The sequence below is a fragment of the Mesorhizobium sp. B1-1-5 genome (assembly GCF_006443065.1).
Lineage (GTDB): Bacteria > Pseudomonadota > Alphaproteobacteria > Rhizobiales > Rhizobiaceae > Mesorhizobium.
Genome location: NZ_VFWS01000423.1, coordinates 1 through 1350, shown reverse-complemented (window position 1 = coordinate 1350; position 1350 = coordinate 1). Strand labels below are relative to the sequence as shown.

The window sequence follows — 1350 nt, the reverse complement described above, 5'->3', positions numbered from 1 at the left end:
ACCTGGGGCCAGGCGGCGGGCATCCTGGTCGGCGGCAAGAGCCTTGCGGAAATCGGGAAGGGTGGCGGCGCGCGCTACAATGGCGCCATCGACAGCCGCGCCGCTTCCGGCGAGGCGCTCGGCTACTGATGGGACTGGCGCACTCCGCAAGCGCGTGAACCCGCGTCCGCAATCGCACCGAAAACGAAAAGACAGGGCGACCTGAGTTTCCGTGAAACGACCGCTCTAATTGACGATCAAGCCGTCACGAAATCAGCGTGACGGTGGATGCGATCAGCATCAGGGCCGCGATGCCGACGAACAGTGCGTAGATGCGCGGCCGGTCGAGCAGAAGCGCGTTTCCCGATATCCAGGCCGATGTGGCGCCGCCGAGCGCGAACAGGAAACCGTTGCGGTGGCCGAAGGTCATCGACGCGGCCATCAGCCCGCCTATGATCAGGGCGCCGAACACGATTATGACGGCGACCGCGTATCTCTCGAAGTCATTGCCGCTGCCCATCGCCGGACCGATCGCATTCAAATTCGGCAGGTCATCCGGATCGAAGGGGCTGGTCGACCCGTATTCGTCTTGACCGATGGATTCTCGCATCACTCGTTCTCCGCTGCCCGGCAACAACCCCTCAACACATGCCGAGCGCAACCCGATCGCGTGTTTCTCCCTACGTGTTGACCGCGATATCAAACCGTCCGGCAGGGCGCGCCATCCGTTTTGGCGGGTTCGGATCACCGCCGCAACGCCAGCGGTGTCTGCCCGAATGGCAACGGCCCGCCAACCTGCTTTTATATGGGCGTTTCTTCTGGAGAAAACATGATGGCGGAGTTGATTCGAGCTTCGACAGAAGCATTTTTACGCGACCGGAGCCGCGGCGCCAGGCGCGGCCGCGTAAAATTTTCAGCTCCGGGCGTCCGCTTGATGTTGAGCCAGGTGCGTTCCGCACTTGGGCGAGCGTCATGCTGGCGCTCGCGGGCTCATGATGAACCAGCTCGACCAAAGCGGCCGGGCTGATCGCATGGACAAAGCTCGGCCGGGGATCGATTTTCGGCGACGGCGAGCGCATAACCAACGGCGACCGCCGCATCGACGGCGTTGCCGCCCTTCTTCAGGACTTCGACGCCCACCTCCGACGCCAGATGCTGCGCGGTGACAACCATGCCGTTCTCGCCTTTGGCAGGCGCTGGCGAGGCGGCGAAGGCGGCCGCCCATGGCGCGAAAGCGATTGTGAAGGAGAGGCTGACGGCGATCAGCGTGCGGCGAGTGATATGCATGGCGAGGCTCCTGGCGGGGGACGCCTAGGAAACCGTGTTGGGGTGATCGAGTCCACTAACAATTGAGGGAGCACGAGAAAGAGC

1 protein-coding gene and 1 pseudogene are annotated in these 1350 nt (G+C 63.3%); both read right to left on the bottom strand.

Going from position 1 to position 1350, the window contains the following annotated elements; genetic code table 11:
• Window positions 1–244: 244 nt before the first annotated feature.
• Window positions 245–589: a hypothetical protein gene (locus FJ980_RS32025; protein WP_140496551.1), complete on the bottom strand. Its 345-nt coding sequence runs from the start codon at window positions 587–589 to the stop codon at window positions 245–247.
• Between the two features lie 455 nt (window positions 590–1044).
• Window positions 1045–1266: pseudogene (gene ggt, locus FJ980_RS32020) on the bottom strand (gamma-glutamyltransferase); the annotation flags it as partial.
• Window positions 1267–1350: the final 84 nt, after the last annotated feature.